At 71.4% G+C, this 26,247-nt stretch carries 29 protein-coding genes; 15 read left to right on the plus strand and 14 right to left on the minus strand.

The window, feature by feature from the left end:
• Positions 1-4: 4 nt before the first annotated feature.
• Complete coding sequence (locus AB0H62_RS07270; protein ID WP_360584724.1) at positions 5-817, minus strand: MerR family transcriptional regulator; 813 nt, start codon at positions 815-817, stop codon at positions 5-7.
• A 113-nt stretch (positions 818-930) separates the two neighbouring features.
• On the opposite strand from AB0H62_RS07270, the gene AB0H62_RS07275 reads away from it, so the two are divergent.
• From AB0H62_RS07275 to AB0H62_RS07285, 3 genes are all read left to right on the plus strand, one after another.
• Positions 931-1,263, plus strand: coding sequence for a nuclear transport factor 2 family protein (locus AB0H62_RS07275; RefSeq protein ID WP_360584726.1), 333 nt, complete (start codon positions 931-933; stop codon positions 1,261-1,263).
• 394 nt (positions 1,264-1,657) lie between these two features.
• Positions 1,658-3,226 (plus strand): TROVE domain-containing protein, encoded by a 1,569-nt coding sequence (locus tag AB0H62_RS07280; RefSeq protein ID WP_360584728.1) that lies wholly within the window; start codon positions 1,658-1,660, stop codon positions 3,224-3,226.
• A 142-nt stretch (positions 3,227-3,368) separates the two neighbouring features.
• Entirely contained in the window at positions 3,369-3,782 is a 414-nt protein-coding gene (locus AB0H62_RS07285; RefSeq protein WP_220242549.1) for a cupin domain-containing protein, read from the plus strand.
• A 50-nt stretch (positions 3,783-3,832) separates the two neighbouring features.
• Here AB0H62_RS07285 and AB0H62_RS07290 read toward each other — a convergent pair whose 3' ends face one another.
• Entirely contained in the window at positions 3,833-4,309 is a 477-nt protein-coding gene (locus tag AB0H62_RS07290; protein ID WP_354869303.1) for an Rrf2 family transcriptional regulator, read from the minus strand.
• Between the two features lie 114 nt (positions 4,310-4,423).
• Here AB0H62_RS07290 and AB0H62_RS07295 point away from each other — a divergent pair, with 114 nt between their 5' ends.
• Positions 4,424-5,317 carry a sigma factor gene (locus AB0H62_RS07295; RefSeq protein ID WP_360584731.1) on the plus strand — a complete coding sequence of 298 codons (894 nt, stop codon included), beginning with the start codon at positions 4,424-4,426 and terminating at the stop codon, positions 5,315-5,317.
• A complete protein-coding gene (locus AB0H62_RS07300) occupies positions 5,314-6,699 on the plus strand; it encodes a PLP-dependent aminotransferase family protein (protein WP_360584733.1) in 1,386 nt (461 codons plus the stop codon). The genes AB0H62_RS07295 and AB0H62_RS07300 overlap by 4 nt, the downstream gene beginning before the upstream one ends.
• Positions 6,700-7,197: 498 nt before the next feature.
• Here AB0H62_RS07300 and AB0H62_RS07305 read toward each other — a convergent pair whose 3' ends face one another.
• The gene (locus AB0H62_RS07305; RefSeq protein ID WP_360584735.1) at positions 7,198-8,049 is read right to left on the minus strand and encodes an NAD(P)-dependent oxidoreductase; all 852 of its coding nucleotides are present in this window, start codon (positions 8,047-8,049) and stop codon (positions 7,198-7,200) included.
• 207 nt (positions 8,050-8,256) lie between these two features.
• On the opposite strand from AB0H62_RS07305, the gene AB0H62_RS07310 reads away from it, so the two are divergent.
• Entirely contained in the window at positions 8,257-9,009 is a 753-nt protein-coding gene (locus tag AB0H62_RS07310) for an NAD(P)H-binding protein (RefSeq protein ID WP_360584737.1), read from the plus strand.
• A gap of 10 nt (positions 9,010-9,019) precedes the next feature.
• On the plus strand, positions 9,020-9,433 hold the full coding sequence (locus tag AB0H62_RS07315; protein ID WP_354868910.1) for a hypothetical protein: 414 nt from the start codon (positions 9,020-9,022) through the stop codon (positions 9,431-9,433).
• Here AB0H62_RS07315 and AB0H62_RS07320 read toward each other — a convergent pair.
• Positions 9,420-9,839, minus strand: a complete 420-nt coding sequence (locus AB0H62_RS07320; RefSeq protein ID WP_360584739.1) for a hypothetical protein — start codon at positions 9,837-9,839, stop codon at positions 9,420-9,422. The genes AB0H62_RS07315 and AB0H62_RS07320 overlap by 14 nt on opposite strands.
• A 751-nt stretch (positions 9,840-10,590) precedes the next feature.
• Positions 10,591-11,016, minus strand: a complete 426-nt coding sequence (locus AB0H62_RS07325) for a pyridoxamine 5'-phosphate oxidase family protein (protein ID WP_360584741.1) — start codon at positions 11,014-11,016, stop codon at positions 10,591-10,593.
• Positions 11,017-11,227: 211 nt separating this feature from the next.
• Between AB0H62_RS07325 and AB0H62_RS07330 the strand changes: the two genes are divergently transcribed.
• Positions 11,228-12,826 (plus strand): FAD-dependent monooxygenase, encoded by a 1,599-nt coding sequence (locus tag AB0H62_RS07330; RefSeq protein WP_360584743.1) that lies wholly within the window; start codon positions 11,228-11,230, stop codon positions 12,824-12,826.
• Here AB0H62_RS07330 and AB0H62_RS07335 read toward each other — a convergent pair.
• Complete coding sequence (locus AB0H62_RS07335; protein WP_360584745.1) at positions 12,787-13,008, minus strand: hypothetical protein; 222 nt, start codon at positions 13,006-13,008, stop codon at positions 12,787-12,789. The genes AB0H62_RS07330 and AB0H62_RS07335 overlap by 40 nt on opposite strands.
• A gap of 9 nt (positions 13,009-13,017) precedes the next feature.
• Complete coding sequence (locus AB0H62_RS07340) at positions 13,018-13,674, minus strand: TetR family transcriptional regulator (protein WP_360584747.1); 657 nt, start codon at positions 13,672-13,674, stop codon at positions 13,018-13,020.
• 100 nt (positions 13,675-13,774) lie between these two features.
• On the opposite strand from AB0H62_RS07340, the gene AB0H62_RS07345 reads away from it, so the two are divergent.
• Positions 13,775-14,629, plus strand: a complete 855-nt coding sequence (locus AB0H62_RS07345) for an SDR family NAD(P)-dependent oxidoreductase (protein ID WP_360584749.1) — start codon at positions 13,775-13,777, stop codon at positions 14,627-14,629.
• 3 nt (positions 14,630-14,632) lie between these two features.
• Here AB0H62_RS07345 and AB0H62_RS07350 read toward each other — a convergent pair whose 3' ends face one another.
• On the minus strand, positions 14,633-15,817 hold the full coding sequence (locus AB0H62_RS07350) for a glycosyltransferase 87 family protein (protein ID WP_255638240.1): 1,185 nt from the start codon (positions 15,815-15,817) through the stop codon (positions 14,633-14,635).
• 374 nt (positions 15,818-16,191) lie between these two features.
• Complete coding sequence (locus AB0H62_RS07355; RefSeq protein ID WP_220242560.1) at positions 16,192-16,842, minus strand: TetR/AcrR family transcriptional regulator; 651 nt, start codon at positions 16,840-16,842, stop codon at positions 16,192-16,194.
• Between the two features lie 162 nt (positions 16,843-17,004).
• On the opposite strand from AB0H62_RS07355, the gene AB0H62_RS07360 reads away from it, so the two are divergent.
• Both AB0H62_RS07360 and AB0H62_RS07365 read left to right on the plus strand, forming a co-directional pair.
• Positions 17,005-17,994: an LLM class flavin-dependent oxidoreductase gene (locus tag AB0H62_RS07360; RefSeq protein ID WP_220242561.1), complete on the plus strand. Its 990-nt coding sequence runs from the start codon at positions 17,005-17,007 to the stop codon at positions 17,992-17,994.
• 29 nt (positions 17,995-18,023) lie between these two features.
• Positions 18,024-18,917: an SMP-30/gluconolactonase/LRE family protein gene (locus AB0H62_RS07365; protein WP_220242562.1), complete on the plus strand. Its 894-nt coding sequence runs from the start codon at positions 18,024-18,026 to the stop codon at positions 18,915-18,917.
• Between the two features lie 4 nt (positions 18,918-18,921).
• Here the strand turns inward: AB0H62_RS07365 and AB0H62_RS07370 are convergent, their stop codons facing one another.
• Both AB0H62_RS07370 and AB0H62_RS07375 read right to left on the minus strand, forming a co-directional pair.
• Positions 18,922-20,124 carry a cytochrome P450 gene (locus AB0H62_RS07370; protein WP_220242563.1) on the minus strand — a complete coding sequence of 401 codons (1,203 nt, stop codon included), beginning with the start codon at positions 20,122-20,124 and terminating at the stop codon, positions 18,922-18,924.
• A 144-nt stretch (positions 20,125-20,268) separates the two neighbouring features.
• Positions 20,269-21,489 (minus strand): methyltransferase, encoded by a 1,221-nt coding sequence (locus AB0H62_RS07375; protein WP_360584752.1) that lies wholly within the window; start codon positions 21,487-21,489, stop codon positions 20,269-20,271.
• Between the two features lie 101 nt (positions 21,490-21,590).
• On the opposite strand from AB0H62_RS07375, the gene AB0H62_RS07380 reads away from it, so the two are divergent.
• Both AB0H62_RS07380 and AB0H62_RS07385 read left to right on the plus strand, forming a co-directional pair.
• Complete coding sequence (locus AB0H62_RS07380; protein ID WP_220242565.1) at positions 21,591-22,544, plus strand: helix-turn-helix domain-containing protein; 954 nt, start codon at positions 21,591-21,593, stop codon at positions 22,542-22,544.
• Between the two features lie 135 nt (positions 22,545-22,679).
• Positions 22,680-23,156 carry a DUF6130 family protein gene (locus AB0H62_RS07385; protein WP_220242566.1) on the plus strand — a complete coding sequence of 159 codons (477 nt, stop codon included), beginning with the start codon at positions 22,680-22,682 and terminating at the stop codon, positions 23,154-23,156.
• Positions 23,157-23,177: 21 nt separating this feature from the next.
• On the opposite strand, the gene AB0H62_RS07390 is transcribed toward AB0H62_RS07385, so the two are convergent.
• Both AB0H62_RS07390 and AB0H62_RS07395 read right to left on the minus strand, forming a co-directional pair.
• Complete coding sequence (locus tag AB0H62_RS07390; protein WP_220246944.1) at positions 23,178-24,017, minus strand: alpha/beta hydrolase; 840 nt, start codon at positions 24,015-24,017, stop codon at positions 23,178-23,180.
• Positions 24,018-24,134: 117 nt separating this feature from the next.
• Positions 24,135-24,257 carry a hypothetical protein gene (locus AB0H62_RS07395; protein ID WP_255638242.1) on the minus strand — a complete coding sequence of 41 codons (123 nt, stop codon included), beginning with the start codon at positions 24,255-24,257 and terminating at the stop codon, positions 24,135-24,137.
• 503 nt (positions 24,258-24,760) lie between these two features.
• Between AB0H62_RS07395 and AB0H62_RS07400 the strand changes: the two genes are divergently transcribed.
• Entirely contained in the window at positions 24,761-25,000 is a 240-nt protein-coding gene (locus AB0H62_RS07400; protein ID WP_360584755.1) for a hypothetical protein, read from the plus strand.
• 42 nt (positions 25,001-25,042) lie between these two features.
• Positions 25,043-25,348 carry a hypothetical protein gene (locus AB0H62_RS07405; RefSeq protein ID WP_255638243.1) on the plus strand — a complete coding sequence of 102 codons (306 nt, stop codon included), beginning with the start codon at positions 25,043-25,045 and terminating at the stop codon, positions 25,346-25,348.
• A gap of 40 nt (positions 25,349-25,388) precedes the next feature.
• Here AB0H62_RS07405 and AB0H62_RS07410 read toward each other — a convergent pair whose 3' ends face one another.
• Positions 25,389-26,225, minus strand: coding sequence for an amidohydrolase family protein (locus tag AB0H62_RS07410; protein WP_220242568.1), 837 nt, complete (start codon positions 26,223-26,225; stop codon positions 25,389-25,391).
• Positions 26,226-26,247: the final 22 nt, after the last annotated feature.

Here is a 26,247-nt window from a genome sequence, read left to right on the forward strand (position 1 = left end):
GTTCTCAGGCCGGCGAAACGCGGAACACCGGCCAGCCGATCTCCGTGCGCCACGACCGCGGATCCGGGTCGTCACGCGGGCCGCACAAGTAAGTCTCGTGCACGGGGCCGGCCACGGCGAGCGCGTGCGCCACCACCCAATTGCCCAGCCGGCCGTAGGTGACGTCGATGTCGTCGTGCTCACCGACGTGCACTGTCACGGCGAGGTCCGTCGCCGGAAGTGTGTGCGGCACAACGCGACCGACAGCCGGTGCGTCGGAAACCGGCCGGTAGACCAGGGCCGTACCGCGCCCGGCGGTGAACAGCTCGTTGTCGTACAGCCCACCCGGCGGCGCGAAGCCTTCGCGTCCGGCCACGGCGGCGTCCAGTTCGGACATCGCCGCGTCGTACCACTCCAGCACGTCGTCGAGGTCCACTGTGGCCTCGATCGCCGCGACGGTCCGGGCGGGCACCGAGCGCAGCTCGACGGCGAGCTCCTCGACGTCCGGCTTCAGCAGCTGCCGCAACGACGTGACCGCCGCGCGCGTGCGGTCCAGCCGGTCCTCCAGCCGTTGCAGGTGGCCGGCGATGAGGTCGGCGCGCGTTCGCGGGTCACTCGTGGCCAGAATGTGCTTCACCTCGGCGAGCGGCACGTCGAGCTCGCGCAGCCGGTGGATCACTTGGGCGTTCGGGATCTGCTCGCGCGCGTAGTAGCGGTAGCCCGTGGCGTCGTCGACCGACGCGGGCGCCAGCAGCCCCGCCTCGTGATAGCGGCGCAGCGTGCGCACGCTCAAGCGCGTGAGCTGGGCGAACTCGCCGATCGTCAGACCTGACCGCATGGGGCCACTGTGCACCCTCTCCCGGGGAGAGGGTCAACTCGGGTTTGACTCTCTCCCCGGGAGAGGGCCGACGGTGGGGTCGTCATCCCGAGTCGAACCCAGGAGAGCCCCACATGACCACCGCGCTGCCCCAGACCGTCACCGGCTACCTCGCTGCGCACGAAACCCGCGACGCCGACCGTGCGCTGCCGCTCCTCACGCCCGACGCCACCGTCGCCGACGACGGCCACACCTACCACGGCCCCGCCGAAATCCGCGCCTGGCTCGAGGGCGCCGCGAGCGAATACACCTACACCAGCACGCTCATCGCCACCGAGCGCGTCGACGACGAACACTACGTCGCCACGCACCACCTGGAAGGCGACTTCCCCGGCGGTCAGGTCGACCTGCACTTCCGCTTCACGCTCGCCAACGGGCTGATCTCGCGGCTCGTCATCGAACTCTGAACCCGCTGCGGAAAAACCCCGCGACACCACGGGATCCGCGCGGCTAGAGTAACCGTCAAGGTTCGAGTGTGCCCGGTGCGCAGGCAACGGTTACTTCAACTGGTGCCCACAGGTTCGATTCCTGTACACCGTCGCCGATCTTTCTCGGGCACACCCGAACCGAACCGAAAGCTTCTTCGGGAGCAACAATTTCAGGTGTGCCCGGTGCGCAGGTGACGGTTACTTCCGCTATCAACGGGCAGGTTGCGGGTTCGAATCCCGTCACCCCGACCCATCGGGGTGTAGCTCAATCCGGCAGAGCAGCTAAACGTACCGTGGCCGACTTTTTCTCGGGCACACCTGAAACTGTTGCTCCCTCCCACGACCGAACACACAAAACAGAGGGGGTCGACCCATGGCCAAGTTCAACATCCTCGGCGCACTGCGGGCGGCCCGCTCGCCGATCTCCAGCGAGGCCGTCGCGAGCGGGCGCACGTACGAAGGCGGGACCGGCTACGCGCGCGATGCCAAGAGCGAGCTGTTCCTGCTCGCCGTGACCAACCTGGTCGGCGAGCACACGTTCTACGAGAGCGCCGGGCAGCGCGACACCCGCTACGCCGAACTCGTGCGCGCCGCGACGCTGGCCGATCCCGAGTGGACGGTGCGCTTCCTCGCGTGGCTGCGCCGGGAGGCGAACCTGCGCACCGCGGCGCTCGTCGGCGCGGCCGAGTTCGCCGCGGCGCGTCGGGAAGCCGGCCTCGAAGGCCTCTCGCGCCAGGTCGTGAACAGCGTGCTGCAGCGGGCGGACGAGCCGGGTGAGCTGCTGGCCTACTGGACGAGCGTCCACGGCCGCACCCTGCCCAAGCCGGTGAAGCGCGGTGTGGCCGACGCCGCCCAGCGCCTCTACACCGAGAGCTCCTACCTCAAGTGGGACTCCGACGCGCGCGGGTTCCGGTTCGCCGACGTCCTCGGGCTGACGCACCCCGGCCCGCGTGTCGACTGGCAGGACGCGCTGTTCGAGCACGTCCTCGACGTCCGCTTCCACACCGACCGTGAGATCCCCGCTGCGCTGCGGACTCTCGGCGCGCACCGGGAGCTGATGGCCTGGCCGATCGAGCGCCGGCGCGAGCTGGTCGAGTCCGTCACGGCGCCCGAGGCGCTGCGCCGCGCCGGGATGACGTGGGAGTCGCTCGCCGGGTGGCTCCAGGGGCCGCTGACCGCGGCCGCGTGGGAGTCGATGATCCCGTCGATGGGTTACATGGGGCTGCTGCGCAACCTGCGCAACTTCGACCAGGCCGGGGTTTCCGACGAGGTGGCGCAAGCCGTCGCCACGCGGCTCGCCGAACCGGAGCAGGTCGCGCGGTCGCGGCAGCTGCCGATGCGGTTCCTCTCGGCCTACCGGGCGGCGCCGTCGCTGCGGTGGGCGTGGGCGCTGGAACAGGCGATCACGCACTCGCTCGCCAATGTCCCGGTGCTGCCGGGCCGCACATTGATCCTGGTGGACACCTCGTGGTCGATGACCTCGCGGTTCTCGAAGGACGGCACGCTGAAGCGGTGGGACGCGGCCGCGGTGTTCGGGCTCGCGCTCGGGCAGCGGTGCGAGAAGGCCGACGTCGTGTCGTTCTCCGGCGACACCCGCGAGTTCCAGCTGCGGCAGCGGGAATCGCTGCTGAAGTCGGTGGACCGCTGGACCGCCGACGGGTACTTTCTCGGCAACGGCACCGACACGCACCTCGCCGTGGGGAAGCACGAGCGCGGCCACGACCGCGTCGTGATCATCACCGACGAGCAGGCCGCGCACGGCGACGTCGGGCAGTCCGTGCCGGCGGCCACCCCGCTGTACACGTGGAACCTCGCCGGGTACGAGCGTGGCCACGCTCCCAGCGGCGGCCGCAACCGGCACACGTTCGGCGGCCTGACCGACCAGGCCTTCCGGATGATCCCGCTGCTGGAGGCCGGGCGCAACGCCGACTGGCCGTTCTGACTGTCGCGATCGGACGGTGGTCTCGGGTGACCACCGTCCGATCGCGACAGTGTGCCTGCCGGGGACCTTTTGCCAACTGGTACAGGAAATCGGCCCTCGATTGGACCGGTCACACGCGCGGGCGCGGACCTAGCCTGGCCGTATGATTCTTTCACCCGGCTCAGGCAGCACCTACGACAACCTGCTCACCCGCACGCCGCCATTCGTCCCCGAGGGCTCGCACTTCATGGTCGGCACCGTTTCGATCCCGCCGGGCGACCCGGGCAGCGGCCCGCACCGGCATTCCGGTCCCGTGTTCGGCTACGTGCTCGAAGGCGAGATCCTCTTCGAGCTCGAAGGCGAGGAGCCCTACCCGATCAAGGCCGGGGAGGCGTTCTGGGAGCCCGGCGGCGAGGTCGTGCACTACCAGGCCGGCAACCTGCGCGAGGACATCGCGAGCAAGTTCGTGGTCTGCATGGTCTGCGCGCCCGACGTGCCGATGCTCACGTTCCTCGACGAGGACGAGATCCGCGAGCGCGACCACCTGCGTCATCCGAAGGCCCGTCGCTCGGCCTGAAGGTCTGTCCGGCCTGCTGTCTCCGACACGGAGGCGGCAGGCCGTTCTCGTCAGCTGCGGCCGTAGGCCTTGCGAGCCAGCCGCGCGGCTGAAGGAGCGTGACTGTCGGCTTCGGCCCGGATGTCGGCGATCGTCTTGACCGCCAGGGCTTTGCGCCACTGGAGCTCCGCGTGCTGCATGGCCGAGTCGACCGCGCACTTGCGGCGGAACGCGCTCTGCGGCGCCTCCTGGCCCATCCCGTGCTGCCGGATCTCGGTGCACTGGAACGCGTGGTCCCGGCCCTCGATGGCGGCGACCACGTCCATCAGCGTGATGTCCTCGGGCCGGCGCGCGAGCACGAACCCGCCGCGCGCGCCCGGGAGCGAACGCAGCAGCCCCGCGCGTACGAGCGCCTGCAGCTGCTTGTTCAGGTACGCCACGGGAAGCTCGTAGCTGGCCGCGAGGGACGCGGTGGACACCGGTTCGTCGTCGTCGAGCCACGCGAGCGACAGCAGGACATGGACGGACCACTCGACACCCTGGTTCATCCGCACGGCCGTCACCCTAGACAATCTGGACCCTGGAAGTCAAGGTTCCGGTTGCGGGCACGGGAGCGCACCTGCCACCATCGGAATTCCCTGTAGCGCACGAGGAGCGGCGAAGTGACCGAAGTGGCCGGTGGCGGACTGACCGACGCGGTGGCGGCGTTCGAAGCCATGCGCCCGCGCCTGTTCGGCATCGCCTACCGGCTGCTGGGCACGGCGGCCGACGCGGAAGACGTGGTGCAGGACACGTGGATCCGCTGGCAGGGCACGGATCGCGATGCGGTGCGCAACGCCGAGGCCTTCCTCGTCACCGCCGCGAGCCGCCTGGCGCTGACCGCCGCGACCTCGGCCCGCGCGCGCCGCGAGCTCTACGTCGGCCCGTGGCTGCCCGAGCCGATCCCGACCGCCGACGGCACCGACGTCACAGTGGAGCGCAGCGAGGCACTCGAGCTCGCCGTGCTGGTGCTGCTCGAACGGCTGACGCCGCAGGAGCGCGCGGTGTACGTGCTCAAGGAGGCCTTCGACTACCCGTATCGCGACATCGCCGGGTTCCTCGACATCAACGAGCAGCACGCGCGCCAGCTGGGCCACCGGGCTCGGGGCCACGTGACCCGCGAACGCGGCGCGCGCGTGAGCCCGGCCGAGCGCGACCGGTTGCTGCAAGCGTTTCTGGCAGCCGCGCAGCGGGGTGATCTCGAAGGCCTGCAGAGCCTGCTGGCCGAGCACGCCGTGGCCTACTCGGACGGTGGCGGCGTCGTCACGGCAGCGCGCAAACCGATCTCCGGCCGCGATCGCGTGGCGCAGTACCTGGTGCGAACGGTCGGGATCCACGGGCAGCAGGTCGACACTTCCGTCGTGGCGGCGAACGGGCAGCACGTGGTCCTCGTCTCCCGCGCCGGCGAACCGCTGGCGGCGTGCTGGGTGGACGCATCGCCGCTGGGCATCGACCAGGTCTGCTTCGTCGTGAACCCGGCGAAGCTCGCCCGGCTGGCCGCGGCGGTCGCGGGGTGAGCTCGCTCGGGATCGACCTGCACCTCGAGGCCGGCGGCGAACCGCGGGCGCGCTCGATCGAGGCCGCGCTGCGCGAGGCCGTGACGTCCGGGCGGCTGCCGGCCGGCACGCGCCTGCCCGGCACCCGCAGCCTGGCCGACGATCTGGGGATCGCGCGCGGCACCGTCGTGGAGGCCTACGCGCAGCTCGTGGCCGAGGGCTGGCTGGTGAGCACGACCGGATCGGGCACCCGCGTCGCCGAAACCCGGCTCCCCGTGGCGAAAGCGATGTCGGAGGTCGAGCCGCGCCTGCTCGACCTGCGGCCCGGACGGCCGGATCTGAGCCTGTTCCCGCACACGTTGTGGTCGGCCAGCGTGAAACGCACGCTGGCGGCGGCGGGACCGTCCAGTTTGGACTACGGCGACCCGGCCGGCTCGCGTCTTCTGCGCGAAGCGGTGGCCACCTATGTGTCGCGGACGCGGGGCGTTCGCGCCGAGGCCGAGGCGGTCGTGATCACGAGCGGCTTCACCCACGGCCTCGCCTTGCTGGCGCGGGCGCTGCGGGAGTCGGGGATGTCCGTGATCGGCACGGAGGACCCCGGCCTCGTCCACCACCGGCGCCTCATCCACGGCGCGGGTCTCGCGACCGCACCGCTGCCTGTGGGTCCGGAGGGCGCGGATCCCGCTGTTCTGGACCCGGACGTCCGCGCGGTCCTGCTCACGCCCGCGCACCAGCACCCGCGCGGCGTCGTGCTGAGCCCCGACCTGCGCACGGCCTTCCTCGACTGGGCCCGCGCCCGCGACGGCTTCGTCATCGAGGACGACTACGACGGCGAGTTCCGCTACGACAAACAGCCCGTGGGCGCGCTGCAGGCGCTGGACCCGTCGCGCGTGGTCTTCGCGGGCAGCACCAGCAAGTCCCTGGCACCCGGCCTGCGCCTCGGCTGGCTCGTGCTGCCGCCGCGGCTGCGCATCCCCGTGCTCGACGCGCTCGCCGTCACCGGCGCGTCCGTCGGTGCCCCCGACCAGCTCGCCCTCGCCGACCTGCTCCAGCGCGGCGACTACGACCGCCACGTCCGTCGCGCCCGCCAGACCTACCAGAAGCGGCGCGCCGAGCTGGCCACCCGCCTCGCCACCCTCACCGACGTCCCCCTCGACGGCGTCCCCGCCGGCCTCCACGCCCTGCTCCCCCTGGCGTCGCGCCACGAGGAAAAGCGCCTCGTCGACGCCGGCCTCCACGCGGGCCTCCGCCTGATGGGCCTGCACACCTCGGGCTACTGGCACGGCAGCGACGACCGCGCCGGCCTGGTCCTCGGCTACGCCACCCCACCGCAACACTCGTGGCACCCTGCGCTGGACACGCTGGCGCAACTGCTGGAGGGCGCGGAGATCGCCGCTTGGTGACCCGGCTGTTGCCGGCTTGGGCATTCGGTCGGCTTGGGCATTCGGCCTGACAACTCACGCCCAGCCTCGCCCGCGGCCGGTGCCGCCGGGCACCGGACCACACAGATGCGCAGCCGCAGCCGTCGGCCCAGCTCGGAGCCTTCCGGCCGCGGTCCCGCACTGCCCTTGCCACCGGGCCGTCAGGCCACGCCTGCGGACCGTGCTCCCAGCCGGAGCCGAGCGAACTAGGCCACGCCCTGCGCTACCCCGCCAACCCCGGCCCAGGGTGCAGCCCTCCGGGCACGCCGATCCACAGCCGCCGGGCCGTCACGCCACGCCGTGGGACCCTTATCCCAGCCGGAGCCGACCGAACCAGGCCGTACCCTGCGCTGCCCCGGCCCCGGATGCAGCCCTCCGGGCACGCCAGCTCACGGCCACCGGAACTCCATGCCACGCCAGTGCGCCTTGCTCCACGCCAGAGCCGAGCCAACCGAGCCGCGCAGTGCGCTGAGGCCGCGGTCAGCCCAGCTTGAACCCTTCCCGCCACGAAGGCCGGCTCGGCAGCCAACCCAGGTCCTTCCGAGCGTGCGTGTTGTCCGCTCCCCGAGCCCACGGCGTGCGCTCACCGTCGGTCCGAGCGGGAGGCGGCGCCCCGACGGAAGCGCAGAACGCCGGGACCCACTCGTAGCCCGCCGCGGGCTCGTCGTCGCAGACGTTGACCGGGCCGGTGGGCCAGGTGAGGGCGGCGAGTGCGGCCGAGGCGGCGTCGTCGATGTGGAGGAAGCTGGTGACGTCGGCGGTGGCGGCGAGGGTGCCGGCCGCGGCGAGCTGGGCCATGAGGCCGCCGGCGGTGTACCAGGTGTCCGGGCCGTAGAGGGTGCCGTAGCGCAGGACCACCCATTCGGGCAATTCCGACACCGCGGTCTCCAGGCTGGCGACGCCCGACACCGAGCCGAGCCGGTCGGGGGCGCCGGCCAGGTCGAGCGGCGTGTCTTCCGTCGCGGGCGCGGCGCCGGGCTCGTAGGCCCACGAGATGCTCTGCGCGACGATCCGCCGCACCCCGGCGGCCTTCGCCGCGTCGACGAGGTTGCGAGTGCCGACCGTGCGCACCTGGGCGTTCGCGGTGCGATCGCCCGAGCCGAGGTCCGTCAGCTGGTGCATCACGACGTCCGGCGCGGCGGCGCGGACGATCTCGGCCAGCGCGGGCGCGTTGTACACGTCGCCGAGCACGGCCGTCGCGCCGAGCGCGGTGATCCGGTCGGCCGACCCGGCGCCGCGCGCCAGGCCCACCACCTCGTGGCCCTCCCCGAGCAGCGCCGGCACCACCCGGCGCCCGACAACGCCGGACGCACCGGCGAGGAAGATCCGCATCTTTCCCTCTCAAACGATCTCGTGTGGACAACTCGGCGAGATCCAGTCAACCCGCACCCACGCCGGACCGGTAGTCCACTTCGCCCCGGCCCCGTTGGACCGGTTCACGGAATCCGGAGGTGTGGATCACACACCGGCCTGTCACGTTCGCCGGACCTGCGCGGTCTGGGCAGTGATCGACACCCGAGACGAAATGAGGCAAGACCGATGCGAGTGGCTGTCGCCGGCGGGACCGGGCTGATCGGCGCGCTGGTGGTGCGGAAGCTGACCGCCGCCGGGCACAAGCCGGTGGTGCTGGCGCGTTCGCGTGGCGTCGACCTGACGACCGGCGCCGGGCTCGGCGGACAGCTCGACGGCTGCGAAGAGGTCGTCGACGTCACCAACGTCATGTCCGTGCGCAGGAAGCCCGCGGTCGGGTTCTTCGCTGCCGCCACGAGCAACCTCCTGGACGCCGCCGCGACGGCCGGGGCGCGGCACGTGATCACGCTCTCGATCGTCGGCGTGGACGACGTCGACCTCGGCTACTACTTCGGCAAGCGCAAGCAGGAGGAGCTCGTGCGCAACGGCCCGCTGCCGTGGACGATCCTGCGGGCCACGCAGTTCCACGAGTTCCCGGAGCCCCTTGTGGACGGTGCCCGCGGGCCGTTCGTGGTGGTGCCCCAGGAACTGTCCCAGCCGGTCTCGGCGGACGAGGTCGCGAGCGCGCTGGCCGCGCGGGTCGGGCAGGAGCCGGGCGGCTACGTGCGGCCGCTCGCCGGACCCGAGCAGCTCCAGATGGCCGACATGGCCCGCCGGCTGGTCAAGGCCCGCGGATCCCGCAAGATCGTGCTGCCGGTGCGCCTGCCGGGCGCGGTCGGCAAGGCCATGACCGGCGGCGCGCTGCTCCCGCGCGAAGACTACGCCCGGGGCGAGCGCACGTTCGCCGAGTACCTGCGCCGCGTCGCGAACCGACTGTCCTGAAAGGACTCCGATGAACACCCTCGCCATCCGGGCCGCCCTGGTGATCCCGTTCCTCGACGAAGTGGTCGTCGGCGGCTGGAACCAGCTGTTTCCCGAAAGCTTCTACACCACGTTTCCCACGGTGGACCTGAACCCACCGTTCAGCGAACACTTCGCCCGCGACTTCGGCGGCGCGACGCTGGCCATCGCGCTGGTGCTCGGCATCGCGCTGGTCAAACCGAAGACGCACTACGTCGTGCCCGCCGCGGCGGCGTTCTCGCTCTTCGCCGTGCCGCACTTCTTCTTCCACCTGTTCGACACGCACCCGCCGGTGAGGTGGCAGGCCGTCGTGCTCACCACCGCCAATGCCCTCGTGGCACTCCTCGGCCTGGCCGCGATCCTCCTGGCCGTGCTGCGCGACCGGCGCGAGGCTACTGCGGCATAGCCCGGTACGGGTCGAGCGCGTCGGTCGGCCCCTTGCCGACGAAGTCGCCGGTCGCCCGCCACATCTCGCGTTCGTCCGCCAGCCGCACGGGCAGCGTCAACCCCATCGCGGCGGCGAGCGGCGCGCGGCCGAGGTCGACCATCGCGCGGACGCCGCCGGCCCACTCGTCCGTGGCGACCACAGCCACCCGGTACCAGACGACCGCCGGCACCAGCAGGCCCGCCAGCGCCCCCGCCGTCACCCACGGCAGGTCCGCCCGCCCGGCGTTGAGGTCGACGGCAGCGGCCACCGCGACGAGCACGTGGCCGCAGAGCAGGCTGACGAAGAAGTCGACGTTCGTGCGCCCGTCCTCCACCTGCTCGCGGACGGGCTCGGAGACCACGGCGTTGAGCTCGTGCCACAACACCTGCGAATCGAGCCCGTAGCGGTGGTGGCCGTACTCCTCGAACCGCCGGATCGCGTTGCCGAGCCGCGCGACGGCACCGCGCGCGGAAAAGCCGGCCCGGCCACGCGAAGTAGCCCTCGAGGACGCGGTAGAGCGGCGTGTGCAGTGCCGCCGGCACCAGCCCGAGCACGGCCATGGCCGGCAGCCCCACAACGGCCGCCCACCCCGCGTCCACGCTCAACGTCCCGATCCGCCTCGGCCCCGGCGCCACGGCGAACCCGAACACCACGACGTTGATCAGGCTTGGCAGGATCCACCCGACCAGCAACGCCCGGGCACCACCGAGGGCACCCTGAAAAATCCCGGTCATGCTCTACCCGCGCCCCCGCGCCCCCGCGCCCCCGCAGCCGGCGAACCAACCGCCGCCACGCCGCCGGCCGCCAAAAGGTGGGGCCTCGTCAAGGAAAGCTGGACCTGGTGGCTGGACACCCTGTTGACCACCCGGCCACGGTGGACCGTCAGCTTCCCCCGCCTGAGGGGTTCGACATCGAAGCCAACGCCGCCGAGCGAAATGGACCGGGCGTCGCCACGTGGAATCCCCGACGGTGGCGTCGGCGCGTCCGGATCACCGAATCGCGGCGAGTCCTCGTCGAGAGCGCCGGGATCCGTAGGTCCGTCGTTGTCCGACGTCGTCATCCGCCGCCGCCTGTCGTTCGCGCGAGCGCGTTCACCATAGTGGAAAACGCCCGCGCTACCGACGGTCGGCGCGAAATCAGGCCGGCCCCAGATCCGAGGACAGCCAGTGTTCCGGACGCATCGAAATCACGATGTGCTCTCCGAGGTGGGTGCGCTCGAAGTCCAGGAAGGGCGCGACTTTCTCCGGCGGCAGGTACCGCGACACCATTTCCCGCGTTTGCTCGTCGGCGCTGGGGCCGGTACCGGTGACCGGTCCCTCCACCGAGACGTACCGAACGGTAGGAGAGATCCGTTGCACCATCAGGGTGAAACGCCCCGCCGCCTTGATCGCGCGGGCTTTGCGCGCGCCCGGGGGCGTGCGGATCCACAGGTCACCGCCAGGGGTGTACTGGTACCAGATGGGCACGACGAGCGGGGCGCGGTCGGGGCGTTCGACCACCGACAACGCGCCGACGTGCGGCTCGGCCAGGAACTGTTCGCGTATTTCCGCTGTCAACACCATGACAGCGCAGGCTACGCCGGGGATCCGACAAGAACCGTCGCACTCGGCCGCGAAGTCCACTGTGGACGAATAAATTCAGTCCGATCGAGTCAACCCTGTAACGCTCATGAAATCCTCCTCGATTGAACTGGGGTAACCCTTTCGCGAGACCGAGAGGAACGGGGAAAATGACACTCGCCAAAACAGATGACCGCGATCTGACGCCCGCGCCGTGACCGCGTCCGGACAGGACACCGTGCTGGTCGTGGGGGCCGGACCGGTGGGCTTGACCGCCGCCGCCGAGCTGGTGCGCCAGGGCGCGCGCGTGCGGGTGGTCGAGCAGCTGGCCGAGCCCACCACGCAGTCCCGCGCGGTCGTCGTGCATCCGCGCACGCAGGAGCACCTGGCCGCCATGGGCGTGCTCGCGCGAATGGAGCGCGAGGCGTCCGCGATGACCGCGCTGGAGATGTACGCCGGCCAAGACCCGAAGCAGCCCACCGTGCGGCTGGACACCGAGCACCTCGCCACCCGCTACGGCCGCATCCTCGACCTGGCCCAGCCGCGGACCGAGGCGCTGCTCGCCGAACACGCTGCCGGCCTGGGCGTGCGGGTCGAACGCGGCGTGACGCTGGAGAGCCTCGAACAGGACTCGACGGGCGTCACGGCCACCTTCACCTCCGCGGCCGGGCGCGACCGGTCCCGCTACGGCTGGGTGGTGGGCGCCGACGGCGGGCACAGCACCACCCGCACGGCCGTCGGCACGCGGATCGAGGGTGTGTTCGAAGGTCAACATTTTTTGTTCGCCGACGTCGCCGCCGAGTCCGAACGCTCACCCGACACCGTGCGAATGTTCGCGCACCCCGACGGCATCGGCGGCGTGTTCCCGATGCCCGAGGGGCGCACACGGCTGTTGTTCGAAGTCGGACGCCCGGCGGCCGGCGCGGTCCCGACGATCGCCGAGACGCAACAGCTCGTCGACCAGCGCGCGGGCGGCGCCTGGCGCGTGACGGACGCCCACTGGCTCACGTACTTCGAGATCCACCACGGCCAGGTGCCCCGCTACCGGCACGGCCGCGTGCTGCTGGCCGGCGACGCCGCGCACATCCACAGCCCCGCCGGCGGTCAGGGCATGAACACCGGCATCCACGACGCGGTCAACCTCGCGTGGAAGCTCGCCCTGGTCACCACCGGCCGCGCCGATCCTGGGCTGCTCGATTCCTACCACGCCGAACGCCACCGGGTCGGCGCGTCCGTGGTCAAGCAGACCACGCGCATGACCGACGTCATGACGGTCAACGGCGCCGAACGCGGGCTGCGCAACCTCGCGCTGTTCCTGGTCGGACACCTCCCGCCCGTGCGCGAGGAGCTGATCTCCGGCATCGCCGAGGTCGACATCCACTACCGCGCCAGCCCCATCGTCAGCGGCCGCGCGACCTCACGGCGGCACCCGCACCCGGGCGACCACGCGCCCGACCTGCCCGGCCTGCGCTCCGCAATCGGCACGCCGACCTCACTCGACGAGCTGCTCCACCGGCCCGGCCACCTGCTCCTCACGAGCGTCCGGGACACGGCGGTCCTCGACGAATTCCGCGCGGCCCTGGCCGGGCTCGGCACGGTCGTACCCGTCGGCCCCGGCGGCCTCCAGGACCCGGACGGCTCGTTCACCGACCTCTACGGCACCGGCGAACACGGCCTCGCCCTCATCCGCCCCGACGGTTACCTCGGCCTCATCACCCGTGAGGGAACTCCCGAAAAGCTGTCCGGATACGCACAACTCCTGATGCACGGCGCTCAGGCCGCGTTGCCCGGTGGTAGGTCCCGCACATCCTGAAACCCGAGCTGCGGGCCGCCACTCGTCGCGGGCAACGGGAGACCGCGCGGCCCGGAATGCCAGGCGCGCAAGGAGAACTTGTCGACGTCGAAGCCACTGCGGGAGCCGAACAGCCGGGCGAGCTCCGCCGCGTCCCGCGTGAGCAGCGGCGGCGAGATGCCGCACTGCGCCGCGAAGCCCACCAGGCACCGTCAGCGTAGGGGCGCGGCGGCGAGCCCGGCGCACGTCGCGGCCAGCAGCCGGGTCAGCGTCGGGGTGAAGTCACCGGGGCCGATGATCGACAGCGACGCGTCGGCCCGGTACGCCGCGGCGAGCTCGGCCCCGGGATGGGTGACCTGCCACAGCGTGGCGGCGAGGGCGTTGGCCGCGGTGACGACGTCGATCGCCGCGGCGGCAAGGGAAGGCGTCGCAGCTCCGATGGCCGCGGTCAGGACGTCGATCGCCTGGCGGCTGCCGCGCTTGAACTCCACGACGTGGTCGACGTCGACGTCGTGTTCCAGATGCAGCGGGACGTTGGCGAACAAGTCGCACAGCAACGGATCGGCGGCCAGGCACGCGACGAGCACCTCCGCCAGCTCCGCCGGCGAGACCGTGCGGCCGCGAAGCTCTTCATCGACCGCGTTCGCCCAGCTCGCCCAGCCGTCCGCCGCGAGCCGCAACAGCACGTGCTTGTGCGAGGGGAAGTAGCGACGCATCGCGGAATGGTGCACGCCCACCTGGTCGGCGATCGCCGTGAGCGTGACCGACGCGACGCCCCGCTCCCGCGCGAGCGTGCGCGCCGCGTCCACCAGGGCTTCAGCACGCTGACGCTTGCTCTCGGGCGAACGCGCGCGCTGGAAGGAAGTCACCCACCCAGCATAACGCACGACGTGTGCGTTGACAGGACAAGCGCGGCGAGGCTAGCGTCTGATTAACGCACAAGCTGTGCGCAATCAGCAGGAGGCTTCCATGACCAGCAAGGTTCTCCTCGTCACCGGCACCACGTCCGGGATGGGCCGTACGATCGCGCTCGACGCCGCCGCGGCCGGGTACACGGTCGTGGCCACCGGGCGCGACGAGCAGCGCATGGCCGAACTCGCCGAGGAGGCGAAGGCCCGCGGGGTCGAGCTCGACATCCGGTTCCTCGAGATCACCGACCACCCCGCCGTCTACGCCCTGATCGACGACGTGGCCCGGACTCACGGCCACCTCGACGCCGTGGTCTCGCAAGCCGGCGGCATCTTCGCCCTCGGTACGGCGGAGCAGATCACGATGGACGGCTTCCGCTTCGTCCTCGAGACGAACTTCTTCGGCAACCTCGCCGTCATCAAGGCCGCGCTGCCGCACCTGCGCGCGAGCAAGGGCCGGCTGATCGTCACGACCAGCGCAAACGGGCTGGTCGGCGCGCCGTACAACGACGCGTACGCGGCTTCGAAGTTCGCGCTCGAAGGAGCAGTCGAGTCGCTCGCTCCGGTCGTCGCGCGCTACGGCGTGCGGACCACCATCGTGGAACCCGGGCCGGTGGCCACCGACGTGATGGCCCCGCGGCGCTTCGAGAAGCTGCGGCCCCACGACGCGGTGGAGAACAGCCCGTACCCCGAGCCGTGGGACTTCCTGTCCCGGGTCATCGGCAACACCGGCGGCGTGCAGGCGGTCGAGGAGGTCGGCCCGCAGATCCTCGACCTGCTCGGCCGGGACAACCCGCCGCTGCGGTTCCAGACCGCGCAGTGGGCCCGGGACTTCGTCGCGCCGAAGCTGTCCGCGGACCTCGACGGCAAGAAGGTCTACGAGGCTTCGGAGGTGTACATCGGCCTCGCCGGGTAGTACTTATTGCAGCAGCGGCGGGGTGAGCGCCCGGCGGTGACGCGTGACGAACTGCCACACGAGGAAACCCAGTGCCAGCAACAGGTAGCTATTGCCGATCACGTGGTCCAGCGGCCCCCAGGACAGCTCGCGGAAGTCGTTGTTGGGCAACAGCGAATGCGGCGCGATGATGAAGATCGCGATCACGGCCGCCAGGCCGGCCACCGCGCGGCCGGTCGTGGCGCGGGCGGCCAGCACGATCGTCGCGGGGACGATCCAGACCCAGTGGTGCGACCACGAGATGGGTGAGCACACGAGGACCGCCGCGGCGTTGAGCAGGAAGGCGACCGGTTCGTCGGCCCGGCGCATGGCCGCCGCAGCGAGGAGCAAAGCGGCCAGGGTCCCCGCAGCGACCAGGACGAGCGTGGGCGTCGCGGGGAGACCGAAGCGATGGACGGCGCCCTGGATGGTCTGGTTGGTGGCGAAGATCGAACCGCTCATGCCCGACGCACCGGTCAGCCCGCCGCCGAGCCAATAGGCCGCGGAAGCCTGGGGCGCCGCCACGAAACCGACCGCGCCGGCGGCGACGAACGTGACGAGGGCAGTGGTGAGCGCGCGGAAGTCCTTCCTCAGCAAGAAGAACAGCAGAAATCCGGCGGGCGTGATCTTCACGGCCGCGGCCAGGCCCACCAGCACCCCCCGCGGCAGGCGGGTTTTCGGCCCCAGGCAGTCGATCACGACCAGCGCCATGAGCACGAGGTTGACCTGTCCGAACCACAGCGTCTCGCGCACCGGCTCGAACGCCAGCGACGCCGCCCCGACCACGACCGCGGCCAGCACCGCGGTGTGCGTTTCGGCGCGCGGCCGCACGACGACGTAGACCGTCGCGCCCAGTGCGGTCAGCGAAATCGCCAGCATCAGGACGGCGGCCACCGGCGTGGGCACCGCGGCCGGCACGAGGAACAGGACGGCGGCGAACGGCGGGTAGATGAACGGCAACGTCATGCCCGACCGCGTCGGCGGCAGCGGGCCGTAGAGGTCGCGGCCGTGCGCCAGCGCCTGTGCGCCAAGCCGGTAGACCTCCAGGTCCACCGGCCACAGCGTGCACACGACCGCGAGCACGCCCGCCACGAAGACGACCGCCCCCGCCACCAACGCCACCACGACCCCCCGGCGAGCGGCCGCCTCGTCAAACAGGTGTTTCAGCACTCCGGCCGGTGTCGCGTGCCCCCCAGGGCCTCGGAACGTGATCACCCCGTGATCATCCACGGCGCGTGATCGTTTCACCGAGTCGGGGGCTGTTCGTCACGCTCTGAAGCGGCCAGGGCGGGCCCGCCGCGCTCTCGCCCAGGCGGTGGCGGCCACCGGGCCGCGGCCCGATCGGCGCCGGAATCACGGGCCGCCCGGGCAAATCGGCTCTTCGGTCCGGACCACCTCACGAGCCCACGGCTGCGCCCGACACACCCCGGCCGCGTCGGCAATGCACACGCCCGCCGGCATCAGCGTCACTCGGCGCCGGTAATCACCACGTGGCCGCACGAGCCCGGCGCTGCTCGCGGGCTCCAGGTCCGGACCACTCCGGGTCAGCGGCTCCGGCGCGCAGCGGCCGCCGACACCATCCCCAGCGCCAGATCCGCGTAGTACTCCCCCAGCTCCTCAGGCGAATCCGCTCCGTCCAGCCGGTACCACCGGACCAGGTCGACGCCCAGCGAGAGGATCGCGCGCACGACCCGGTGGGCGTCGACGTCGGGGAAGGCGCCGGTGGTGGTGCCGTGGGTGAGGGCGTCGTGGAAGACCGAGGTGGACCGGCGGCGCAGGCCGACGATCACGTCGTAGTGCGCGGGCGTCAAGGCGCCCAGTTCGTACTGGCTGACGCGCGCGGCGACGTGGTGGCGGGCGTGCCACGAGACGAAGGCGGCGACGAGGGCGCGCAGGTGCGCGGCGGGGTCGGCGTCGGGCGGGACGCGGTTCAGCACGTCGAGTGAACTTTTGTGCCCGGCGCGGGTGATCTCGAAGAGCACTTCCTCCTTGGAGCTGAAGTGCACGTACAGCGCGGCGGGCGAGAGGCCGGCCGCGGCGGTGATGTCCCTGGTCGTGGTGGCGTGGAAACCCTGGGCGGCGAAGCAACGCACGCCACCGGTGAGCAGGCCGCGCGCGGCTTTGCCGAAGCCGGCGTCCCACAGGTCGGGCGAGTCGTCCGCCAGGTCGGGGAGCGCGGATCGCTGGGCGCTCATCGGGGTCCTTTCCGCCGGAAGGGGCCCTTGCTCCGCCCCACGGCTGTGTGTATCGTCGCACACCACCAGCGACTATGACTATGCGCTTAGTCATTATCCCAGGTAGATGTGTGCCAGGTAGATGTTCTGCCGCGATCCGCCGTCGATCGGGAGGAGGACACCGTGGACGTGTCCTGCGCGTTCCCCACCGCCCTGGACTCTCCGGACCAAATCGCACTGGCCGAGCGACTCGGCTACCACCGGGCGTGGGTGTACGACACACCCCAGCAAAGCCCCGACGTGTGGATGACCCTCGCCCTCGCCGCCGACCGCACCGAGCGCATCGGCCTCGGCCCGGGCGTGCTCGTGCCCAGCCTGCGCCACCCCATGGTCAACGCCGCGGCCACGGCCACCCTCGCCGCGCTCGCCCCCGGCCGCGTGGCGGTCGCGTTCGGCACCGGCTTCTCCGGTCGTCGCGCGATGGGGTACGGCGCCGTGCGCTGGGCGTTCATGGAGTCCTACCTCCGCGCGTACCGCGGGCTGCTGCGCGGCGAAACCGTGGAGTGGGAAGGCGCGCGGATGCGAATGCTGCACCCCGACGGCCACGCTCCGGCGCGGCCCGTCGACGTGCCGATCCTCGTCGGCGCGCTCGGCCCCAAGGGCAACAAGGTCGCGACCGAGCTCGGCGACGGCCTGTTCGCCACGCTGCAGACGCCCGAGTTCATGAAGGACCACCCCTGGGTCGCGTTCCTCGAATGGGGCACGGTGCTCGACGAGGGTGAACCCACCGACTCCGCCCACGCACGCTCGGCCGCCGGCCCGGGCTGGGCGCTGTCCTTCCACGGCGCCTACGAGTTCGGCGGCCCCGACGCGGTGCGCACATTGCCCGGCGGGGCGGAATGGCTCGAGGTGGTGGAAAAAACACCGGAGGAACACCGGCACCTCACCATCCACTCAGGACACTGCGTCGACCTCAACGAAGCCGACGGCGCCGCCTGGCAGGCCGGCGGCAACTCCACGCTGCGCGAGGTGACGCTGAGCGGGACCCGCGACGAGGTCCGCCGCAAGGTCGACGACTACGCCTCGCGCGGCGTCACCGAGATCGTTTTCCAGCCATGCGGGCCCGATATCCAGGGCGAGCTCGAGCGTTTCCTCGACGCCGCCGCCGGCTGACCCGAATCCACATCGTCCACGGGGGAATCATGAGCCGCGAAACGACTACCGTCCTAGAAGGACTGTCCTACCTGGAGTGCCCACGCTGGCACGAAAACCGCATCTGGTTCGCCGATTTCTACACCTACCGCGTGTGTTCGGCCGCCGAAGACGGCACCGACCTGCGCACAGAAGCCGAGGTTCCGCACCAGCCGTCGGGCCTCGGCTGGCTGCCCGACGGCCGGCTCCTGGTCGTGTCGATGCGCGACCGCCTGCTGCTGCGCCGCGAGCCGGACGGCACGCTCGTGCCCCACGCGGACCTCTCCGGCCACGTCAAGGGCCACCCCAACGACATGGTCGTCGACGCCCGCGGCCGCGCCTTCGTCGGCGAGTTCGGCTTCGACCTCATGGGCGGCGCGCCGCTCGAATCCGCGTCGCTGCTGCGCGCCGACCCGGACGGCACCGTCACCACCGTCGCGCGGGACCTGTGGTTCCCCAACGGAAGCGTGCTCACCGACGACGGCGTGCTCCTGGTCAACGAGACCTTCGGCAACCGCGTCACGGCGTTCGACGTCGCCGACGACGGGTCCTTGGCCAACCGGCGGATCTGGGCGCAGTTCGGTGACCTGCCGACCGGCGCGGATCTCCCGGCCGCGATCGCGCAGCTGGTCGTCGGCCCCGACGGCTGCTGCCTCGACGCCGAGGGCGCGCTCTGGATCGCCGACGCCGTGGGGGCCCGGGTGATCCGCGTGCGCGAGGGCGGCGAGATCACCGACGAGATCCCCACGGGCACCGGGGTGTTCGCCTGCATGCTCGGCAGCGCCGACGGCCGCACCCTCTACCTGTGCACCGCCCCCGACTTCGACGAGAACGCCCGCAAGAACGCCCGCGAAGGCCGCCTCGCCGCGGCCCGGGTGGACGTGCCCCACGCCGGGCTTCCCTGACCCGTCAGGGTTCCAGCCGCACCGGCAGCCGCGCCTTGCCGGAGAACACGGTGGTGGGCAACGGTTCCAGCGTCTCCCCCGGCTCGGCGAGCTCGAGGCCGGGGAAGCGGTCGAAGAGCGCGGACACGGCGACCGCCGCCTCGGTGAGGCCGAGCGCCCCGGCGATGCAGCGGTGCGCGCCGTGGCCGAAGGCGAGGTGGTCTTTGTCCGGGCGGTGGACGTCGAAGGCCTCGGGCGTTTCGCCGTGGCGGCGAGGGTCGCGCCCGGCCGCGCCGAAGCCCAGGAGGATGGCCTCGCCGCGTCGGATGAGGACGCCTTCGCCGAGATCGATGTCCTCGACGGCGTAGCGCAACGGCATGTGCTGCACGGGAGCGTCGGCGCGCAACGTCTCGTCGAGGGCTTCCGGCCACGGCGTCTGTCCGTTGAGGACCGACGCTCGCTGGTCCGGGTGAGTGGCGAGGTCGAAGACCGCGTTGGTGATCAGGCCGGTCGTCGACGGGATACCGCCGGCGATGGTCACGGCGAGGGCGAGGACGCGTTCCACTTCGGTGAGGTCGGCCGCTTCGACCAGGGTGGTGGCCAGGTCGTCGCCGGGAGTGTCGCGTTTGCTCGCGAGCAGTGCGCCCAGGAACCGCATCACTTCGGCCACGCCGGCCGCCGCTTCCTCCCGGTCTTCCGACGGTGTCAGCAGCCGGCCGATGACGGCGGCCATCTCGGCCCACGCGGCGGGGGCGACGCCGAACAGATCACTCAACGTCTCGCATGCGACGACGTACGCGTATTGAGCCCGGACATCGACGACCTCCCCGGCCGCCGCGAGCCCGGCGAGGAGGTGCTCGACGCGCTCACGCAGGCGCGCCTCCAGCGGCCGCGACCGCTGCGGCCCGAACGCGGCCGCCATGATCGTGCGCAGCCGCCGGTGGTCGGCGCCGTACGCGTTGAGCACGGTCGGCGCGATCAGGAACGGGGCCAGCGGCCAGTCCGCAGCCACCTCGGCGAGTCCGGGCCAGTGCTGCCGCGCGTCGCGGGACACCCGGTCGTCGGCGGCCAGGCTCTTCACGAGGTCGTACCGGGTGACCGACCACGCGGTGATCCCGCCGGACAGGTCCACTCGCACGGCCGGCCCTTCCTCCCGAAGCCGGTCGGCGTCCGCGTGGACGGACCGCCCGGTGAGGTCGAAGGGACACGTCTGCGGAACTGCGGTCATCGGAAGACTTCCTTCGGAACAGGGCCGGATCACTGACGCACATTTTTCGCGGCTCGGCGACCAGGAGTTGTCCGATTGCGCACCGCCTTTGCGCGCCCGCGCACAAAGGCCGGACGCCGGAATCGCGTCCGGCCGGTGAAGTTCTCACACCGCCTGTGCTTCGATCACCGCGTAGGGCGCCTGCAGGTGCGTGAGCTTGGTGCGGCGCAACCCCGCCTCGCTCAGGAGCGCGTCGAACTCGGCCAGCGACCGTTCCCGGCCGGGCAGCATGGTCAGCATGTTCAGATCCATCAACGCGCCGATGCCCGGGTCGGCGGCCTCGCCCAGCACGATCTCGACGATCGCGAGGCGCCCGCCGGGCGTGAGCGACTCGCGGCAGTTGCGCAGGAGCCGCACGTTCTCCTCGTCGCTCCAGTCGTGGAGGATGAACTTGAGCAGGTAGAGGTCGGCCGCCGGCACTGCCTCGAAGAAGTCGCCCTCCAGCGCGGAAAACCGGTCCGCCAGCCCACGCACGTCCGCTTCCGAACGTGCGTCCGGCACCGCGTGTGGCAATTCCACCACGGACCCGAGCAGGTGCGGGTGCTCCACCATCAGGGAGAGCACGAACGCGCCGTTCGCACCGCCGAGGTCGGCCACGGTCTTCGTGGCGCTGACGTCGAGCACCGGCACGGCCTCGGCGATCACCGGGGTCGACAGGTCGGTCACCGCCTTCGAGAACAGGGCGCCTTCCTCGGAGTTCTTGGTGAAGTACTCGAAGATGCTGCACCCCAGGGCCGACTCGACCCGCGACGATCCGGTGCGCACGACCTCGGTGAACGCGCCCCACGGCTGCCAGTGCCCGGGCGCGGCCCACGCGCGGGCGAGGTGGCCCAGCGAGTTCGGCGCGCGGGGCAGCAGGGTCGCCAGCAGCGGCGTCGCGACGAACTCGCCGGCGGCGTGGGTGACCAGGCCGAGCGTGACGCCGGCCCGCAGGAGCCGGTAGGTGGCGGCCGCGTCGGCGTTCTCCTGCTCGGCGACATAGCCGGCCGTCCGCGGTGCTCCCGCCAGGTGCCGGGCGATGTTCAGCTCGGCGAACGTCGCGGTGATCTGGGTAAGAAGCCTCCGGTGACCATGCCGAGCATGGTCGTGAAGTCCTCGGCCGTGGGTGACGGGGTGTTCGCGGGCATGCTGCCCCTTCTCGGATCGGATTCGTTCGGGCTGGGGGCGGCCGGCGTCGCCTCGCCGGCTCCAGCAGGCGGACGAAGAACGCTTCCCCGGATCGTCCGGCCTGCTGCCGGCTCGAAGGCAACCATCGACACGCAGTCCGGACTTGTCCGATCGCGAACAGAACTTGATCGGCTGCGAACGCGATGTCCGGTCGGCCACCCCCGTCTGGCGGAGCGCGCAGAGTGCGGCGCCGACGCGGGCGGAGGGCGGTTCGGCGCCCTACGCTGCCGTGATCAGCACGTTTCCCGCGAGGAGGTCGCATGGGGGCTCCGACGGCAACGCCTTCGGCGCTCGAGTTCGAGGACTGGCACGACCAGGTCTGCCGGCTCGTGCCGCTGAAAGCCGGCTGCGCCGACGACGCCGCGGCCTTCGCCGGCACCGTCGAGTCGACGACGCTCGGCTCGGTGCTGCTCACGACCGTGTCCGCTTCAGAGGGGTTCGTCGAGCGCACGCGCCGGCAGATCCGGTCCGACGACGTCGCCGTGTACAAGTTCGGGCTGCAGGTCGGCGGGACGTGCGTGCTCGAACAGGACGGCCGCCAGGCCTTCCTGAAGCCGGGTGACCTGGCGATCTACGACACGTCGCGACCGTACCGGATCTCGCTCGCCGAGGACTTCCGGATGACGGTGGCGATCTTCTCGCGTGAGCTGGTGCAGCTCCCCCGGGCCGACCTGGCCGAGGCCACCGCGGTCCGGTTTCCCGGCAGCACGGGCATGTTCTCGCTCGTCGCGCCCCTGCTGGCGGGGCTGGGGCGGGACGTCGGCCCGGCGACGACGTTCACCGCGAACCACCTCGGCGACGCCGTCGTGGACCTGACGACCGCGGCCTTCGCCCAGCTGATGCAGCGTTCCGTCGACGGCGAGTCGTCCGCGTCCCAGCGCGCGCTGCTCGCCGGGGCCACGAAGTTCATCGACGAACACCTGCACGATCCGGACCTGTCCACCCAGCTGATCGCGGACGCGCATTTCGTGTCCACTCGCCACCTTCAGAAGGTGTTCGAGTCCCAAGGCACGTCGGTCGCCGCGCGGATCCGCACACGGCGGCTGGAACGCTGCCGACACGATCTCACCGCGCCCCAGCAACGGCACGTGCCGATCGCCGCCATCGGGCGGCGGTGGGGGTTCTCGGATGCCGCACACTTCTCCCGCTTGTTCCGCAGTACTTATGGCCGTTCTCCGCGCGAATACCGCCGCGACAGCGTGCTCGCCGAATAACAAAGCTCAGCGATGACGTACAACCACAGCGTCATCCGACGGGCGCGGTGAGCGGGTGCCGGAATCTAACTTGATCTTGTGAATGATCCCCACAACCGACGTCCGTTTCCGAACACAACGCGTGCGATCACGATCATGCTCGCCGCTCTCGCGGTGGGCCTTGTGAGTGCGTGTTCAAAGCCCACCACCCCGACCGCCGCTGCCCCGAGCCCACCACCCCAGCCGGCGCCCGCCGCGGCCGCGACCAGCTGGTCGCCGGCACCCGTGGTGCCGCTCGCCTCCCAGCCGCCGCCGGCGCTGGTCGTGGACAGTCCCCTGCCCGACCAGCTCGCCATGGGGCTGGTGGTGATCCGCTACCGCGCGGAGAATCTGCGGATCGTGCCCGTGTACGGACCCGCCGCGCTCGACGTGTCGCCGCGGATCGGCCACATCCACGTGACCGTGGACGACGCGCCGTGGCACTGGGCCGACGCGAGCGGCGAGCCGCTGATCCTCCAGAGCCTGCCGCCGGGGCCGCACAAGGTGTGGATCGGGCTGGCGGACCCGACGCACAAGATCCTCGACAGCAAGACGGTCGCCTTCACCGTCCCACCCCACGCCGGCGGCCACTAGCCGACGGCCCGCACGCCGGGCTCAGGCGGCGAACTCCACGATCAGCCGCGCCAGCTCGTCCGGCTGGTCCTCCGGCACGAAGGCGCCCGAATCGGCGACCGTGACCAGCCGGGCGTCGGGCAGGACAGCCGCGAGACGGTCGAAGAGCGAAGCGGGGAAGATCCGGTCGTCGGCCGCGCGGACCAGCAGCACGGGCTTGCCGAAACCGGGCAGTGCCTCGGCGGCGGCCAGCGTGTACCGGGGGTGCACGCCGAGGAGGAACCGGCGCAGGTCCCGGCGGATCTCGCCGCTGTCGTAGACCGGACGCAGGTAGGAGTCCAGCACCTCGGCGGGGATCCCGCGCTTGGCCAACGCGCCGAACGCCGACGACTGCCGCTGCACGATCGGCAGCCGCAACAGCCGGCTGCCGATCCAGGCCGCACCGGACAGGCGCATCAGCCGCGGCAGCGCGTCGAACGGTGCGGGGAAGAACTCCTCGAACGCGTCACACGGCGTGAGCACGACCCGGCCGATCCGACCCGGGTTTTCCGTCATGAGGATCTGGGTCAGTGCCCCGCCGGTGTCGTTGGCGACCACGGTCACGTCAGTGAGGTCGAGCGCGTCGAGGAACTCCCCGATCAAGCGGGCGACGCCGGGCGGTGTCAGGTCCGCATCCGGCGCCAGGGGCACGCGGTGCGCACCGAGCGGCCAATCCGGCGCGAGACATCGAAACCCCGCGTCGGCGACGGCCGGCACGACCTTGCGCCACAGGTTCGCGTTGACGAGCAGCCCGTGTACGAACACCACCGCCGGACCCGACCCACGCTCGGAGTACGCGACCCGCCCGCCGGGCAGGGCCACGCTCTTGCCGGTGCCGAGCATGCCGGCCTCCTCGGTGCTCGACGGTGCCGACAGTCCTTTGTGGATCATGCCGGTGCCACCATCGTCACAGAACACCGCGCGGCCTTCAACACACCTACCCCCATTCCAGGGTGGACCTCAGGCCGGCGCGGGGATTTCGAGGTCGTCGAACCCGGGGATGAACATCACGACGCGGGTGATGAGCTCACCCTCGAACGTCAGCACGTCCCACCCGGTGATGGGCTCGGTTCGCCCGGGCACGGGTTGGCTCTGGGGTGACGGCGATCATCCAGGCAGACAGGTGCCCCTTGACCAGCTGGTCGACGTCTTCCATCCGCGCTCTCCTCGTCCGCGGGTCCGAGATCCAGAGAAGCACGAATTTAGGGGACATGTCAACCAAACCGTACTGCAGGCGTGACCGGTCGGTAAATAATCATGACGACCGGGTCTTCCGGGCCGACGTGCGCCGGATCACGGATCATCCCGATTGTCGCCTGATGGAAGGCTTTTCTCCGCGGGCGGCGTCGGTCTAGGATGGACGATTCTCCTGGGGGAGGAGGGTGGGCGAGGGATGTTCCAGATTCCGGTGACCGCGGACATGCGGCGGTGGACGGTCCGGCTGTGCGTGGACGTCGCGGAGTTCGCGTGCACACCGCTGGTCGAGGACCACACGGCGGCGCGCGCTGCCTCGGACCTGGGACGGGCGCGGGCTCGGACTGCCGGAGCACGACGTCGCGGGGTTCGCCGCGGCGCTGGGCGAGATCATGAAGACGCCGCTGTTCTGGCGGGCCTACCGCGGCACCGCTCGCGGCCCGGAGCAGCTGTGGGCCGAGCCGCACCGGGACGACGAGGACGGGTTCGTGTACCTGAGCGGGCCGTGTGGTGAGACGTCCGAGGTCGTCGGCTACCGCCCCGTCTACAGCTTCACCATCGCGCTGGCCGACCTGCGCGGGCTACGGATCCGGCTGGCCGCGTACCTGCGCGACAGCCTCGTCCGCGCCTGATCGTTATCCCGGTTCAGCGGGTCGGGTGGGAGGGTGAGCGACATGGACGACCAGTGGCGATCCGTGGACGACCTGGACGCCGACCCCGCGTGGTCGGTCACGCGCAGCCCGACGCACGGGCAGTGGCTCACGGCGGAGTGGGCGTCTGGACGGTGGCTGGTCGGCCTGACCCCCGTCGACTCCGGCGTGGTGGCGGCCATCCTCTGGTCCGGCGACGACGTGATCGGCCACGCGCGTGGCAGCGAAGCGGCGATGTGCGCGACCTGCCGGACCTGGATCCACGGCCTGCGCACGCAGGACGCCGCACCGGCACCCGGCCGGCGCGACGCCGCCGAGCTCAACGTCTGACGATCGTCAGCGTGCCACCCCCGCCGGAGGGGCCGGCCGGTCACGCCAGCCGGTAGACGCGTTCGGCGTTGCCGCCGAGCACCGCATCGAGCACGCTCGGCTCGAGCCCGAGGCCGGCCACGGCCTTGAGGTTGACGCCGATGCCGGGCGACGCGGGCCAGTCCGTGCCGAAGATCCACCTCGCCGCGATGCGGTCGAGGTCGAACCGGTCGTAGTACTGCGGCAGCTTGCGCGGCGGCAGTCCGGCGATGTCGAGCCAGACGTTCGGCCGGGCCAGCGCCATGAAGCCGGCGACCTCGTAGCTCCAGCCGCGGCCGCCGTGCGCGAGCACGACGGTGAGGTCCGGGAAGTCTCGCAGCACGTCGTCCATCAGCACCGGGTCGCCGCGGCGGCCGCTCGCGCCGGGGAACGAGCTGGGGCCGGTGTGCGTGATCACCGGGATCCCGCGTTGCTCGCACTCGGCGTACGCGGGGTAGAGCTCCCGGTCGTTCGGCGCGAAGTTCCCGTGGACCGGGTGGATCTTCAGGGCGACCGCGCCCAGGTCCAGCTGCCGGCGCAGCTCGGTCGCGACCGGGTAGTGCAGGTGCGGGTTGACGTTGGCGACCAGGCGGAACCGCGTCGGGTTGTACTCGAGGACCGGGAGCAGGTCCTCGGCCGGCTGGATGCCCGTGACCCGGGGGCTGTGCTCGGTGAACAGCAGCGCGCGATCCACCCCGCCGGCGGCGAACAGCGCGTCGATCCGCTCCGGGATGATCGCGCCGTCGGGCCCGTACACGGACTCCACCTCCGCCCGGTCGGAGGCCGGGCTGAGCCAGGTGTCCCAGCCGAGCTTCAACGTCGGGAGCCGCGCCAGGTGCACGTGAGCGTCGACGATCATCCGCGCGATCCTGCCAGTCGAG

The sequence above is a fragment of the Amycolatopsis sp. NPDC050768 genome, from assembly GCF_040654155.1.
Lineage (GTDB): Bacteria > Actinomycetota > Actinomycetes > Mycobacteriales > Pseudonocardiaceae > Amycolatopsis.